Here is a 13,975-nt window from a genome sequence, read left to right on the forward strand (position 1 = left end):
TCCCCCTACCACCCCTCTCCCTCTGGGAGAGGGACGGGGTGAGGGTATAGAAGTCAGTGGGTTCCACGCCGAGGCTTCCGTCCGTGTTCAGGGCGGGAGCCTTCGTGCTTCCTGGGGGCCTTGGATGCGGAGGCCTTGGAGCCGCGGGCGTGGCGTGTCTCCACCTTCCGGGACTTCGAGCCCCTCGAGGCGCGGGCCTTGGCGCTGACTGGCTTTCCTTCCGTCGTGGGAACCGGAGCGGGAGTGGGGGTCTCCGCGGGCGGAGTCGGAGGCGGCGCCGCCGGAGTGTTCTCGGGAGAGGCGGGAGCGGTGGGGGGCGCCACCTGGGCGGGAGCCTTGTCCTCGCCCCGGACGTCCAGCTTGATGGGCACCCCGAGGGTGGTACCGAGCCGCAGCAGGAGCACGTCCGGAGCGATGCCATTCTCGCCCATCTCCTGGGAGACCTCGCGCGCGGAGAGCGCATTGCCGTGGGCCCAGAGTCCCGAGAGGAACGTGCCGGCCTCGGGGCTGTGCCACCAGGACGGGCCGAAGCGGGCCTTCAGCTGACCCTGGAGCTGACCGGCGAGGAACCACGCGCGGAAGTTGTCGGCGGACTGGAAGAAGTCCTCCTGCTCCACCAAATAGCGCGCGACGTCGTCGTCGGTGGCCGGCATCTCGTCGACGCGCTCGATGAGGGCCTTGTACAGCTCGCGGGCGTCGGCGCCCTCCTGACGGTGCAGCGCGAGCTGGTACAGCAGCCGGCCCGCGGCGCGGCGGATGAGGAACAGCTTGTGGGCGCTGGTGGCCGCCAGGTACTCGGTGCGGTCATTGCCGGTCAGACCGGCGTGCTCCTCCAGCCAGACCGGGTCCTCCATCAAGTCCTCGAGGAGGGCGGCATAGGACTCGGTGACGGTGGGGTTGCCCAGCTTGGCCAGCTCGAAGCGTGTCTCCTTGGTGAAGGCGTAGTGCAGGGCGTGGCCGAGCTCGTGCAGCAGCCGCCCCTGCTCCAGCGCGCCCTCGACGGGCCGCACCGACAGACGCACATCCCCGGGCACGGCGACACCCAGCGTCAGCGGGCGCGAGTTCTTGCGCTTCACGTCGTCGCGGCCGTCGATGGTGACGTTCTTCATCGTCCAGAGGTCCAGGCCCATTCCCGCGAGGGTGGCGTGCGCGCGCGCCAGCTGCTTGTCCTTGGGGAAGAGCCCGTCCACGTCACGAGGGCGGAACAGCCGGGGCAGGTCCGCGCGGGTGAGGCTCGCGAAGGGGAGTCCCAGCTCGCGCTGGGAGAGCCGCTCCATCACTTGCTTGTAGGGAGCCTCGGTGGCCTGGAGCACCTCCTCGGCGAGCAGTCCCATCCGGCCCAGGTCGGTCTGCCGCAGCTCGCCGCCGAAGGCCTCGTACGAGGCATAACCCAGCTCGCGCACCAACTGCTCCGTGCGCTCCTCGCGGCGGCGGATGAGCTGGTTGAGCCGCTCGAGCGCGGGCGTGGCCGCGGTGTAGAGGGCCTTGCGCTTCACCGCGCTCTTCTCGTTGGCCAGGAGCCGCTCCAGCTCGCGCCAGCGCACCTCGCGCCCATCCACCTGGAAGCTCAGCGAGGCCTCCAGGTTGGCGATGGCGTCATTCACCTCGGCCAGCTGCTGGGACAGGTACTCGCCGGCGAAGTGGGACTGGAGCGCGGTGAGGGCGCGCAGCTCGACGGGTTGCGTGGTGCGCTGACGCAGCTGGTCGATCTTCCGGATGTTGTCGAGGCTGAAGAGCGCCTCCTTGCCCACGTACGTGGAGGCCACGTCCGCGCGGGCGCCCTCGGCCCAGTAACGCCACACCAGCTCGTCCTGGGCCTTGAGCAGGCTCTGCGCCTCGGAGGAGAGCCGGGCCACCTCGGCGGCCAGCTTCTGCTCCTCGGTGAGAGGAGCGGGTGGGGCGGGGGCCTTGGCGGTGACGCACCCGCCGAGGGCGCTGAGACCGAGAGTGAGGACGAGTGCGGGAAGCCTTGGGCGCATGGGACGCGCAATGTAACTTCCGCGCCGCTCATGCCCAATCCTGTCCAGTGGCGCTCGGCCGCCGGGAGGCAGGCGCTCTACGGAGCCCTCCGCCGGTTCTTCCTCCAGCTTGGCTACCTCGAGGTGGACACCCCGCTGCTCATCCCCGCGCCGGGGATGGAGCCCCACATCACCGCCTTCGAGGTGCCCTTCGTCCCCGAGACGGACGTGGGACAGCGGCGCACCCTCTACCTGCACACCAGCCCCGAGTACGCGATGAAGCGGCTGCTGGCGGACGGGTCCGGGCCGCTCTTCCAGATTTGCAAGGTATTCCGGAACGGGGAGGTGTCGAGGACGCACAACCCCGAGTTCACGATGCTGGAGTTCTACCGGCCCCAGGCGGACTACCACGCCATCATGGCGGACCTGGAGGGGGCGCTGGCGGAGGCGGACCGGGCGGTGGGCGGGGACGGCTTCTTCTCCCGGACGCCCTACGAGCGGCTGTCCGTACGAGACGCGGTGCTGAGGGCCACGGGGGTGGACCTGAGGGCGTGCCCGGATGGGGCCTCGCTGAAGCGGGCGGCGGAGGCGGCGGGGGTGCGCACGGGGGACGCGACCCTCTTCGATGACGTCTTCTTCCACCTCTTCCTGCAGAAGGTGGAGGGGACACTGGGTTGGGAGCGGCCCACCTACCTGACGGAGTACCCCGCCTCCATGGCCTCGCTGGCGCGGCTCAAGCCGGGGGACCCGTCGGTGGCCGAGCGCACGGAGCTGTACGCGCGGGGCCTGGAGCTGGCCAATGGCTTCTCCGAGCTGACGGATCCGGTGGAGCAGCGTGCCCGGCTGGTGGAAGAGCAGGAATTCCGGCGGAAGGCGGGCAGGGCCGTCTATCCACTGGACGAGCGCTTCCTCGACGCGGTAGGGCGCATGCCGCCCTCGGCGGGCATCGCCGTGGGGCTCGATCGTATCTTGATGCTGTTGCTGGGGGTGGAGTCCATTTCGGATGTCCTCCTCTTCCCGGCGCACGAATTCGTTTGAAGGACCCCGGACGCGCGAGCGCCCGAGAAGAAGCGATATGGCCACGAAGAATCAACCGCAGCTCCACACCTTGCAGGCCCACCCCTGGCATGGCGTTTCGCCTGGCGCGGAGGCGCCCGAGGTCGTCACCGCCTACATCGAGATCGTGCCCACCGACACGGTGAAGTACGAGCTGGACAAGGAGACGGGCATCCTCCGGTTGGACCGGCCGCAGCGCTTCTCCAGCCAGTGCCCCACGCTCTACGGGTTCATTCCCCAGACGTACTGCGGCGATCTCGTGGCGAAGCGTTGCGCGGAGCGCACCGGCATCAAGGACATCAAGGGCGATGGAGATCCGCTCGACATCTGCGTGCTGACGGAGAAGGTGATTCCGAGCGGGGCCCTGCTGGTGCACGCGATTCCGGTGGGCGGCTTCCGCATGGTCGATGGCAACGAGGCCGACGACAAGATCATCGCCGTGCTGGAGTCGGACCTCGTCTACGGGGCGCTGCAGCACGTGGCGCAGCTGCCGACCGCGCTCGTGGATCGCCTCAAGCACTACTTCCTCACCTACAAGCAGATTCCCAGTGAGGTGAAGCGCTCGGTGCAGATCGTCGAGATGTACGACCAGAGCGAGGCGCACGAGATCATCAAGCGCAGCATGAAGGACTACCAGAAGGACTACGGCGCGGCGCCCGCGCGCAAGCCGCGCGGCCGCAAGAGCTGAGACACCCTTCCCACGAAGGAGCGGAGACGAACCGTCGGCGTGTCCGCTCCTTCGTGCGTGCCGCGCCGAGGCGTCAGTGGCGCTCGCTGTCGAGGTGCTTCATCTGTTCCGCGCCGTAGCGGTCGCCGGAGATCTTCACGAGCGCCTCGAGTGCGGTGAGATCCTCCTTCGACAGCGGACGCTCCAGGGCCCCGAGCGAGTCCTCGAGCTGCGCGACGGTCGTGGCGCCGACCACGGGAACGAACGCCGGCTGGCGCGCGAGCACCCAGGCGACCGCGAGCTGACCCGGCGTCATGCGGCGCTCGTGGGCGAAGCGCTGGAGGGCGTCCACGGCGTCCTCGTTCTTCTCCCGATTGGCGCCGGAGAAGCGGGGGAGGTAGGCGCGGAAGTCTCCCGGTCCCTTCGGCTTGCTGCCGGTGAGGAGGCCTCGCGAGAAGACGCCGTAGAGCGTCGCGCTGATGCCCAGCTCGTTGAGCACGGGGAAGATCTCCGCCTCGGGGCCGCGGCTGGCGAGCGAGTACTCGATCTGCAGATCGACGATGGGGTGGACGCGGTGGGCGCGGCGGATGGTCTCGACGCCGACCTCGGACAGCCCGATGTGGCGCACGTAGCCCGCCTTCACGAGGTCGGCGATCGCGCCGATGGTGTCCTCGATGGGGACATTGGGGTCCAACCGCGCGGGGCGGTAGATGTCGATGTACTCCACCCCCAGCCGCTTCAGGCTGTAGGCGATGAAGTTCTTCACCGCGACCGGGCGCGTGTCGTTGCCGAGCCAGTTCCCATCCGGCCCTCGGAGCGCGCCGAACTTCACGGAGATCCGCACCCGGTCCCTCCGTCCTGCGATGGCCCGCCCCACGAGCATCTCGTTGTGGCCCATCCCGTAGAAGTCTCCCGTGTCGATCAGGGTGACGCCGCGCTCGATCGCCGTCTGGATCGTCCGGATGCTCTCGGCGTCATCGGTCGCGCCGTACATGCCCGACATTCCCATGCAGCCGAGTCCCAGGGGGAAGACCTCGGGACCCGTGGAACCCAGCTTCACCGTGCGCTGCGTCTTCTTCGCTTCGTGCGTGCTCATCGTTCGTTGCTCCTTCCACGCGAAGAGTCATGCTTCGACACTCTGAAATCCAATGAATAGGATGTATTCCAATCATGCACGGCATCTATGAGAAGGATCTCGATCTCAACCTGATTCGAGTCTTCGTCGTGGTGGCGGAGGCGGGAAGTGTCACGGAGGCCGCGAGTCGCCTCTACCTCACCCAGCCCGCGGTGAGCGCGGCACTCAGGCGCCTCACGTCGACGGTCGGAGCGCCGCTCTTCGTCCGCGCGGGACGCGGACTCGCGCTCACGACGCGCGGGCAGCGCCTGTTCGCCTCGGCGCGGCCGCACCTGCAGGCGCTCGTCGAGGCGGCCGTCTCTCCGACGACGTTCGACCCGAAGACGAGCGAGCGGACCGTGCGGATTGGCCTCTCGGACGCGAACGAGGCGTGGCTCCTTCCGCCCCTCCTTCGGCTGCTCGCCGAGGAGGCTCCACGCATGAAGCTCATCGTGATTCCGGTTCAGTTCCGCACCATCGCCGAGGCGCTGGGCTCCTCGGCGGTGGACCTGGCGGTGACGGTGGCCGACGAGCTGCCCGCCGACACGCGGCGCCGCACGCTGTTCACCGGGGGCTTCGTGTGCCTCTTCGATCCGCGGCATGCCCGGCTGGGGAAGCGCCTGACGCTGGAGCGCTACCTCGAGCACGAGCACGTCATCGTCTCGTACAACGGAGACCTTCGCGGCGTCGTGGAGGACATGTTCGGCATCCAGCGGCGCGTGCGGGTGTCGGTGCCGACGTTCCAGAGCATCGGTGCCCTCGTGGAGGGCAGCGCCCTGCTCGCCACGGTGCCCGAGCGGGTCGCACGTGAGATCATCTCGCTGCGTCCGAGCCTCCGCACGACGACGCTGCCGCCGGAGGTGGAGATGGGGGGCGCGCCGATGGAGCTCCTCTGGCGGAGCACGGTCGAGGACGATGAGGCCATCCGCTTCATGCGCGGCCTGGTGGTGCGCGTGAGCGAAACGGCGGCCTGACCCCGTGGACTGTGCGAACATCGCGGGTCCATGAGAAAGCTCTTCTTGCTCTCCTGTCTGCTCCTGGCGGTGGGTTGTGCCTCCTCCCAGACCGTGCCGGGAGCTGGCTCCGATTCACTGCACCAGGTGAAGCGCGTGAAGGTCGCCGAAGGTGTCGAGCTCGAGGTGCTCGACTTCGGCGGGCAGGGCCCTGCGCTCGTGTTCCTGGCGGGCCTGGGCAACACCGGCCACGTCTTCGACGGGCTCGCGCCCGAGTTCACCACGAACCATCACGTCTATGCCTTCACTCGCCGGGGGTTCGGCGCCTCGAGCTGGCCCGATACGGGCTATGACACCGCCACACTGGGCCAGGATGTCGTTCACGCACTGGATGGCCTGGGAATCGGGAAGGCATCGCTCGCGGGTCACTCCATGGCGGGGGACGAGATGACCTGGGTGGGGAGCCACCATCCGGAGCGCATCGACAAGCTGGTCTTCCTGGACGCGACGGATGACAGGGCGGAGATCTCCGAGTTCCTGAGGAGCTTCTCGAATCCGCCCATGCCCACCGTCTCCCTCGAGGGTCTGCCGTCACGCGATGCCGTCGCGGCCGCCCTCGAGCGAGACCTGGGCGGCCCCGTCCCCGACCACGAGATCGACCAGGGCCACGAGTTCGATCCCACCACGGGCCGCTACCTGCGCCCGCACCGGCGCCCGGATGCGGTGGAACAGATGCTCCGGGGAGTGGCGAAGCCGGACTTCTCCGCGCTGCGTGCGCCCGTGCTCTCCCTCTTCGACGGAGAGGGGTTCCCCCAGTGGCTGGAGTTCGTCGCGGGCCTTGAGAGCACGCCCGCGGACTTCCGGGAGCAGGCGAGGGCCTTCCTGCCCGTGCTGCGACAGCACACGGCCGAAGCGGATGCCGCGCTGCGGAAGCTGCCGGGCTGGAAGCTGGTGAAGCTGGAGAACGCGCGGCACTACATCTGGCTCACGAACCGGGCCGATGTCGTGCGGGAGATGTGCGCCTTCCTCGCGCCTTGAAGTCCCTGCTGCCCCGTCTCAGGGTGCATGCACGGTGGCGTCGAAGCTCCCTCCGAACACGGGAAGACACCGGGTGCGGCATATCACTGGCGACCCGTCCGTGAAGCAGTACTTGTTGCAGTTGAACGTGAAGGTGGCGATGTCGCAATCCGCGAAGGTATACAGGCTCACGCCGTTGATGAAGAGCTCGAGCTTCCCGCTGGCCGGGGCCAGCAGGATGCTTTCTTCCCCGACATGGAAGATCTGCTCTCCGATCCTTCCGTAAAGGGCATTGGGCCTTTCCGTGGGGAACGGGAAGGGTCCGTTCTCGGTCGAGCCACAGCAGCCGGCGGGACCATAGCTGCATGTCAGGTCGGAGTTGGGAAAGGTCCGTGAATACCAGAACAGCTTGCCTGTCGCCGATATGAGGAGGGGTGTGCCCTTTTCAATCTCGAAGGAGGTTTCGGCCGGAGCTCTAAAGTCGGGCGTTTTGGATATGGGCTGGTGTTGGGTGAAATCCTCGGGACGCAGGGAGCCGAGGCCACGGGCTGGCACGACACCGAGCCCGACCTCGACGTCGAATCCGCCATGGGTGTCGTCCGTCCGGTTGATGAGCAGCTCCAGCCTGTCATTGGCGGGCGACAAGAAGACGGTCTCTCGTCCCAGGTCGAGCACCTTCCCAGCGATCCGGCCATGGAGCCTGAAGGCCCGGCGGTGGGGCAGTACGGAGAGGGGCTTGACGTTCTTGCTACCGTTGGCGTCGAAGTTGACCCCGCCTGACTCGACGGTGCCCCGGGCGGTGATGAAGACCTTGCGGCCCTTGGTGAGCTGGATTTCCGTGGGCAGCCATTCCGATGTGTCGGCTTCGACCCGGACCGTGTGCGTCTCGAGCACGCTGTTGTCCGTGAGGGGGGGCGAGTCCGCGAGTACCTCGGGCTCGAGGAGCGTGTCATGGACTCGGACGGAGAACCTCCCCGTGATGCTGCTCTCGCAGTAGTTGATGAGCAGCTCCAGGGGGCCATCTTCGGGCGCCACCAGGGCGAGCTCCTCTCCCACGGGGAACACGCGCTGACCGATACGGGCGAGGAGGCGATACGCCGGGCCAGGGAACATGCAGGAGGTCGTCTGGGATCGCCGGACGGTGGAGCCCTCCGGCCCCACCTCGCCGATGTCTGTTTGGAGGGTCCCGGTGGCCTGGATGAGCAGGGCCTGCCCCTGGTGGATGGTGAGCCCCGTATCGACGGAACTCTGGTCCTGACCCACCTCGAAGGACGCATAGCCCGTGAAGTCCTTTTCCTCCAGCTCCAAGACGGATCTGGGCGGCGCGGGCTTCTCGTCGGACGTTTTGCAGCCGAGCAGGCAGAAGCCGCCAACGAGTAGCAGGCACACGAGGCGCATGGAGCTCTCGCCGTTGCGTGGAATGGGCAGGGGTGAGGCAATGGCTTCCTTCATGATTCTCTCTCGTCTCGAGAACCCGCCGGCCCAGGTACGGAGAGTCTGGCACGCGGGGCCGGGCGCGTACAACCGGAACGCCGCGAGCCGAAGGGCGAACTGTCCAAATGTGTGGCGAATGCAGATGCACTCCTGTTTCAGGGCACTGGCGCACCTCGAGCGGCCGCACGCGTTCGAGTGGCGATGAGCGCCTTCCTCGTGCATTGAAGCCGGGCGATGATGCACCGGAGAGGTGAAGTGAATGAAGGTTCGTAAAGGCTTGGCCCGCGTGGGTCTTGGAGTGGTGGCGTTGCTGGCCGTGGCCCTGGCCGCCATCGCCGCCGACGCGTGGACCGCGATGGGCAAGCGCGCGGACGGGGAGCGGCGCACGCGGATGGAGCGCTCGCCGCAGTGGAAGGACGGGCACTTCGAGAATCCCCAGCCGCTCTGGAACGATGTCTGGGGCTCCGTCACGAGCATGTTCGACTCGAGCCCCAATCTCGGGCCCACCGAGCCTCCGCCCACCGTGGCGGGCGACCGCAGCCGCTTCGCGACGCCGCCCGCCACGGGCCTGCGCGTCACCTGGCTTGGCCACTCCACGGCGCTGATCGAGATCGACGGGCACCGTGTCCTCATGGACCCGGTGTGGAGCGAGCGGGCCTCACCCCTGACCTGGGTGGGTCCCAAGCGCTGGTATTCGCCACCCATCGCGCTCGGGGAGCTGCCCCCGGTCGACGCGGTGATCATCTCGCACGACCACTACGACCATCTCGACCATCCCACCGTCCTGGCGATGAAGGACTGGGACACCACGTTCGTGGTGCCGCTCGGGGTGGGCGCGCACCTCGCGTCGTGGGGCATCCCCGAGGCGCGCATCGTTGAGCTCGACTGGTGGGAGAAAACGCGGGTGCGCGGACTCGACATCGTCGCCACTCCGTCGCGTCACGCGTCGGGGCGCACGGTCATCGACAAGGACGCGACGCTGTGGGCTGGCTTCGCCCTGCTCGGCGCCACTCATCGCGCGTACTACTCGGGTGACACGGGGCTCTTCCCGGCGATGAAGGACATCGGCGAGCGCCTGGGGCCCTTCGACGTGACGATGATCGAGGTGGGTCAGTACAACAAGGCATGGCCCGACTGGCACATCGGCCCCGAGCAGGCGGTGCTCGCCCACCGGATGGTGCGGGGCCGCGTCCTGATCCCCGTGCACTGGGGACTCTTCACCCTCGCGCTCCATGGCTGGACCGAGCCCATCGAGCGCGTGCTCGTCGCGGCCGGGGCGGGCGACACCGTCATCGTGCCCAAGCCCGGGCAGAGCATCGAGCCGGGTGCGCCGCCGCCTTTCGAGCGCTGGTGGCCGGAGCTGCCCTGGGAGACCGCCGCGCAGCACCCCATCGTTTCCACGAAGCTCGACTGAGCCCCACGGAGGAGCTCGACGACATGAAGATCCTTCTCTTTGGCGCCACGGGGATGGTGGGGCAGGGCGCGCTGCGCGAGTGTCTGCTCGCGCCCGATGTGGAGCGAGTCCTCGCGGTGGGGCGCAGCGCGACGGGGCAGCGGCACGAGAAGCTCCAGGAGCTCGTGCACGAGAACCTCTTCGACCTCTCCCCGGTGGAGGACGCGCTCGCCGGCTACGACGTGTGCCTCTTCTGCCTGGGCGCCTCCTCGGCGGGCATGTCGGAGCCGGACTATCGGCGCGTGACGTATGACCTGACGCTCGCGGTCGGGAGGACGCTGGCCCGGCTCAACCCGGGGATGACGTTCCTGTATGTCTCGGGCGAGGGGACGGACAGCACTGGGAAGGGCCGCAGCATGTGGGCACGGGTAAAGGGCGAGACCGAGAACGCGCTGCTCCAACTGCCCTTCAAGGCGGCGTACATGCTCCGCCCCGGCTACATCCAGCCGCAGCACGGGGTGAGGTCGAAGACGCGGCTGTACCGGTCGCTCTACGCGGTGATGGCCCCGCTCTACCCCGTGTTGAAGGCGCTCCTGCCGAAGCACGTGACGACGAGCGAGCAGCTCGGGCGCGCGATGCTCGAGGTCTCCAGGCGGGGCGCCCCCAAGCGCGTGCTCGAGAACGAGGATCTCAACGCGCTCGCCGGCGCGACTGCCTGACCCGGAGGCCGGCCCCGATTGGGACGGGCGCGTGCGGCCGTACACCGCGGGAGGGCGTCCGGGTCAGTACCCTCCGCGTACCCGGAAGAGATCCACGTGGCGCTCCGCTGGCTTGTCCTCCAGCTTCGTCGTACAGACCGCCGCGATGACCTCCTGGCAGGCATTGGCTGTGACCAGTCGACACTCGACAGTGACCAACGTCACCGGGCCTCCCTTCGTGGAGTCGATGCGGCACCCCACCGCGTCGTCCGGGCACTCGCGCAGAATACGCGAGCGAAGCACGAGGGTCGCGTGGTCATCCTCGGGAATGGACGACTCCCCCTGTCGCCGCTGGGACCAGGAGCACCTGCCGGGGTCGTGGAGCAGCCAGTGCTGGCCCCACCTCGGGTCGGTGCCATCGTCGTCGAGGTGTCTGGATTCCTTCGGGAAGTGCGCCGCGTTGATGACCAGCCGCTCGAAAGCAATTCCTCTTTTGTCCTTGCCCGAGAGCGTGTGCGTACAGGCGAGCAATGGACGTGGGCATGACGCGCTCGGAAGGAGCGCGCCACACATTCCAGGTGGCGGAATCTCGATATCCACGCCGAGGTCGTCCAGTTGGAGTAGCGCGTCGCGCGCGGACTCGGGGAGGAACAGCGGGGAGCCCGTTGGCGGCAACGCGCGACGCAGGGCCTCTCGTGCGGCATCGACAGCGCCATCGACGTCACCGGCCTTCTCGAGACACTTGGACAGGCGCAACCAGTTCCGAGGGAGCGCCTCCTGGCGCTTCGATGCCTGCCTCTCCGTCGCACATGCGGGACCCGGCTTTTCCGTCGGGGCGGGGGGGTGTTTCTTCTCCGCGGCCATGCCGGGGGAGGTGAGCACGCTCATCCCGAGAAAGACGCCGAGGAACCTGACGAACCTCGCGTAGCGCATGGACATGGCGGAACACTAGCGCACCTCGAGCAGCCGCACGCGTTTGTAGAGGCGGCGGTCGAGCGGCAGCCGCAGGTCCGTGGGCTTCATCTCCGCGTCGAACTCGATGCTGACGGTGGGCACGGGCGGGCTGATGGAGATGATGAGCTCGATCTGCCACAGGCTCACCAGTTGCGTGCGGCCCTGGAGGGCTTCGGGGGGCGGGATGGGGAGGCGCTCGGCGGCGGCGCGGATGTCGATGATCGCCTCCCGGTCTACCTGGAGGTCGTTGCTGGGCGTGACGAGCTCCACGCTGAGCAGCTTCCCCTGGGTGTCCTGCACCACGCGCACGGTGGCGCGCCGGGTGGCCCGGAAGTCCTCACGCATCTGCTTGCGCAGGGTGCGGCGCACCTCGAGCGTCGGATCTCCACCGGGAGGCAGGCGATCGTTCGCCGCGGGCGCATCGGCATTCAGTGGTGAGCCCGTGTTGGCGTAGGCCGAGGCGCGGTCCTGCCAGACGCGCATCCATTCCTTCGAGTTGCCTCGGGTCTGGTCGAGGAAGCCCTGGAGCCCCTTGGCGGAGACGGCGCGCTCGGCGTCCCAGCTCTTGAGCAGGGATTTGCCCAGCTCGGAGAAGTAGGGGTGCACGAGGCCCCTGTCCACCTTCCCTCGGCGCACGCCCTCCATCACCATGTCGGCCACCTTCGCCTCCGGCGTGGAGGGCACCGGCACGCCCGCGTCCGGTACGGCGACGCCTCCCCCGGGGCTCCACGACAGCGAGGGTGAGGGCAGCAGTCGTGAAGCGCCCAGGCGAGGACCCTCCGCATGAGGAGCGTCCGCGCGAGGCCTGTCTCCACTCGGGGGCGCGGGGTTCTCGACGACAGCGGGAGGTTCGACCGGGGAGGGCGGTGGCTCGTCGCGCGTGGGCGGTGGCTTTGGGGCCTGTGCGACTGCCGGCGGCCTGGGGCGGGGTGGCTTCGGCGGAGGCTGGGGACTCGGTGGTGGATCCTTGGGAGGCTCGGGAGGCGGAGCCACCTCCACCTCGACGAACTGGAGCGTCGCCGGCGCGGGTTCCCGGGCCCGCTGCTCGTCGAGCGGGGCCCGCCGCGAGTCCAGCCACAGCCACGCCACGGCATGCAACCCGAGGCTGAGGACGAGCGTGAGCGGCAGTCGGCGGCGGGAGTCCGGCATCGCGGCCTCGATTCAAGCACCCTTCACGCCCATTCCCGACCCCCCTTCGGGCGAGAAAGAGTATTGCTGACTCTTTCTCCACCCGTTAGATTCCGTCCCGGGAGGCACACCATGGGGAGTTCGCTGCTCGCGACGGACGGCTACAAGTTCAGCATGGCGGAGGCCGGCTGGCCGCTGCGCCGGGAGACGTTCTACTACTCGCACCGCAAGGGAGGGCAGCAGGTCGTGCCGCTGGACATCGAGTCCTACGTGCGTGGCCTGCTCCCGGAGCCGACCGAGAGCGACTACTCCTATCTGGCGCGCAACAGCTACGAGATGGGGGCGGGCTTCAAGGCGGCCATCCAGCAGAAGGAGAAGCTGGTCATCCGGGCCCTGCCGAAAGGCGCGCGCTTCTACGCGCGGGAGCCGGTATTCACGCTGACGGGGCCCTCGGCGCTGGTGTCGTGGCTGGAGCCGCTGGTGCTGCAGCTCAACTTCCGCATCCAGGTGGCCACGCAGGCGCTGGCGGACCGCGAGGCCCTGGCGAAGGCGGTCGCGGTGCTGTCGTGCGAGGAGGAGAAGCGCATCGTCCTGGAGACGCTGGACGCGGTGGGCGTGAAGCCGGTGCCCATGAAGGTGGACCCCGAGGGCTACTACGCGCGGGTGCTGGCGGTGGTGCACGACCTGGTGGACGCGGTGAAGGACCCGAGCCGCATCTTCGAGGTGGGTCTGCGCGCGGCCACGTGCCTGGAGCAGCATGAGATCGCCCTGCGGGCCTGCAAGGACGCGGGGGTGATGCGCACCAGCAACGTGTACGGGGCGCGGAAGCTGGGGATGATTCCGGTGGGCACCATGGGCCACGAGCACGTGCAGCGCTACGGTGAGGACGAGGCTGCCTTCCGGGCCATCCGCGAGCGGCGGCCGGAGCGCTCGAGCTACCTGCTGGACACCTACGACACGCTCACCTCGGGCCTGCCGAAGGCCTTCCGCATCATCCACGAGGCGCCCGATGCGGGGGACTCCATTCGCTTCGACTCGGGGGACAAGAAGAAGCAGTACACGCAGGCGGTGTCGCGGGCGCAGGCGGAGGGCATCAAGCCGGTGCTCATCCTGGAGGACGGACTGGACGCGCAGGCCACGCGCGAGTTCGAGGCGATGCGCGTCGAGTACGGCTGGGAGCCCTCGAAGCAGTTCTACGGGTACGGTGGCTTCATCGTGGCGCGCACCATGGCGTGCCCGTTCACGCGGGACCGGGTGGCGGCGGTGTACAAGCTGTCGCGCACGGGCCACGTGCCGACGATGAAGTTCGGCAACGAGCTGGCCGAGGGCAAGCAGAGCATCCCGGGCGTGCCGGTGGTGTTCCGGCGCCGGAGTGGCGCGGGGCCCATCGGGCTCATCGGCCAGGAGGGCGAGCCGGTGCCCGAGGGCTACGAGCTGCTCTCCGGTGCCACGCCCGAGACGGCCTCGGCGATTCCCTCGGCCGGAGCCGAGGAACAGCGCGTCGTCTATACGCCGACCACGCAGAAGCTGGTGGAGGAGTTGCTCCACCGCCACTTCCCGCGGGGTCGCGCGCAACAATCCTGAAGTTCCCCTGGAGGACGCC

General features: G+C 68.5%; 12 protein-coding genes. 7 read left to right on the forward strand and 5 right to left on the reverse strand.

Annotated features, from left to right (window positions below):
• Positions 1 to 53 precede the first annotated feature (53 nt).
• On the reverse strand, positions 54 to 1,979 hold the full coding sequence (locus tag JRI60_RS13345) for a chromosome segregation protein SMC (RefSeq protein WP_239470490.1): 1,926 nt from the start codon (positions 1,977 to 1,979) through the stop codon (positions 54 to 56).
• Positions 1,980 to 2,009: 30 nt separating this feature from the next.
• Between JRI60_RS13345 and epmA the strand changes: the two genes are divergently transcribed.
• The gene (gene epmA, locus JRI60_RS13350; RefSeq protein WP_204226229.1) at positions 2,010 to 2,996 is read left to right on the forward strand and encodes an EF-P lysine aminoacylase EpmA; all 987 of its coding nucleotides are present in this window, start codon (positions 2,010 to 2,012) and stop codon (positions 2,994 to 2,996) included.
• Between the two features lie 37 nt (positions 2,997 to 3,033).
• On the forward strand, positions 3,034 to 3,702 hold the full coding sequence (locus JRI60_RS13355) for an inorganic pyrophosphatase (protein ID WP_204226230.1): 669 nt from the start codon (positions 3,034 to 3,036) through the stop codon (positions 3,700 to 3,702).
• A 73-nt stretch (positions 3,703 to 3,775) separates the two neighbouring features.
• On the opposite strand, the gene JRI60_RS13360 is transcribed toward JRI60_RS13355, so the two are convergent.
• Positions 3,776 to 4,777 carry an aldo/keto reductase gene (locus JRI60_RS13360; protein WP_204226231.1) on the reverse strand — a complete coding sequence of 334 codons (1,002 nt, stop codon included), beginning with the start codon at positions 4,775 to 4,777 and terminating at the stop codon, positions 3,776 to 3,778.
• A 74-nt stretch (positions 4,778 to 4,851) separates the two neighbouring features.
• On the opposite strand from JRI60_RS13360, the gene JRI60_RS13365 reads away from it, so the two are divergent.
• Both JRI60_RS13365 and JRI60_RS13370 read left to right on the forward strand, forming a co-directional pair.
• Complete coding sequence (locus JRI60_RS13365) at positions 4,852 to 5,769, forward strand: LysR family transcriptional regulator (protein WP_204226232.1); 918 nt, start codon at positions 4,852 to 4,854, stop codon at positions 5,767 to 5,769.
• A gap of 30 nt (positions 5,770 to 5,799) precedes the next feature.
• Complete coding sequence (locus JRI60_RS13370) at positions 5,800 to 6,786, forward strand: alpha/beta fold hydrolase (protein ID WP_204226233.1); 987 nt, start codon at positions 5,800 to 5,802, stop codon at positions 6,784 to 6,786.
• A gap of 18 nt (positions 6,787 to 6,804) precedes the next feature.
• Here the strand turns inward: JRI60_RS13370 and JRI60_RS13375 are convergent, their stop codons facing one another.
• Positions 6,805 to 8,217: a hypothetical protein gene (locus JRI60_RS13375; RefSeq protein WP_204226234.1), complete on the reverse strand. Its 1,413-nt coding sequence runs from the start codon at positions 8,215 to 8,217 to the stop codon at positions 6,805 to 6,807.
• Positions 8,218 to 8,458: 241 nt separating this feature from the next.
• Here JRI60_RS13375 and JRI60_RS13380 point away from each other — a divergent pair, with 241 nt between their 5' ends.
• Complete coding sequence (locus tag JRI60_RS13380) at positions 8,459 to 9,613, forward strand: MBL fold metallo-hydrolase (RefSeq protein ID WP_204226235.1); 1,155 nt, start codon at positions 8,459 to 8,461, stop codon at positions 9,611 to 9,613.
• Between the two features lie 23 nt (positions 9,614 to 9,636).
• Positions 9,637 to 10,311, forward strand: a complete 675-nt coding sequence (locus tag JRI60_RS13385) for an NAD-dependent epimerase/dehydratase family protein (RefSeq protein WP_204226236.1) — start codon at positions 9,637 to 9,639, stop codon at positions 10,309 to 10,311.
• A gap of 63 nt (positions 10,312 to 10,374) precedes the next feature.
• Here the strand turns inward: JRI60_RS13385 and JRI60_RS13390 are convergent, their stop codons facing one another.
• Positions 10,375 to 11,229 (reverse strand): hypothetical protein, encoded by an 855-nt coding sequence (locus JRI60_RS13390; protein WP_204226237.1) that lies wholly within the window; start codon positions 11,227 to 11,229, stop codon positions 10,375 to 10,377.
• A gap of 9 nt (positions 11,230 to 11,238) precedes the next feature.
• The gene (locus JRI60_RS13395; protein WP_204226238.1) at positions 11,239 to 12,393 is read right to left on the reverse strand and encodes an energy transducer TonB family protein; all 1,155 of its coding nucleotides are present in this window, start codon (positions 12,391 to 12,393) and stop codon (positions 11,239 to 11,241) included.
• Between the two features lie 111 nt (positions 12,394 to 12,504).
• On the opposite strand from JRI60_RS13395, the gene JRI60_RS13400 reads away from it, so the two are divergent.
• Entirely contained in the window at positions 12,505 to 13,956 is a 1,452-nt protein-coding gene (locus tag JRI60_RS13400) for a nicotinate phosphoribosyltransferase (protein ID WP_204226239.1), read from the forward strand.
• Positions 13,957 to 13,975: the final 19 nt, after the last annotated feature.

The organism is Archangium violaceum (genome assembly GCF_016887565.1).
Taxonomy (GTDB): Bacteria; Myxococcota; Myxococcia; order Myxococcales; family Myxococcaceae; genus Archangium; species Archangium violaceum_B.